Source organism: Lactococcus sp. DD01, assembly GCF_001578715.1.
Taxonomy (GTDB): Bacteria; Bacillota; Bacilli; order Lactobacillales; family Streptococcaceae; genus Lactococcus; species Lactococcus petauri.
The window spans coordinates 1-406 of record NZ_KQ968960.1; the positions used below are offsets into that span (position 1 = coordinate 1).

Annotated in this window: 1 protein-coding gene; it reads left to right on the forward strand. The window is 35.2% G+C overall.

Features of this window, described 5'->3' with window-relative positions:
- Window positions 1-34: 34 nt before the first annotated feature.
- Window positions 35-217, forward strand: a complete 183-nt coding sequence (locus tag LACDD01_RS11320) for a hypothetical protein (RefSeq protein ID WP_061415343.1) — start codon at window positions 35-37, stop codon at window positions 215-217.
- Window positions 218-406 lie beyond the last annotated feature (189 nt).

Below are 406 nucleotides of genomic sequence, written 5' to 3' on the forward strand. Positions count from 1 at the left end.
TTGACTTACAAATATAGTAAGAAAGGTGCATAGTTTGACTGAGGAACAGAAAAGACGTGTAGGAAGACCTACCAACGATCCTAAAGAAACAAGAATGTCTGTAAGTTTTAATGCTGAGCAGGCAAAACTAATTAAGGATTATTCCCAAGAGAAAAACGTAAGTAAAGCTGAGGCGGTACGTCATGGCGTAAACAAATTAAAAGATGAATTAAAATAAAAAAGTGATTAACGGCTTAACTTTGGACGGTCAACCGATAATCACTTCGCACCGAGAGTTTCACTCGATAGATAAATTATATCAAGAAGTGAACTCTTTTTCAACACGCATTTTTTAAGGCGCGAGAAATGGAGTTTTTTTGTACCCTTTTTCGCTCAGTTTATAGAATTGGAGCAAATAAATGAATAA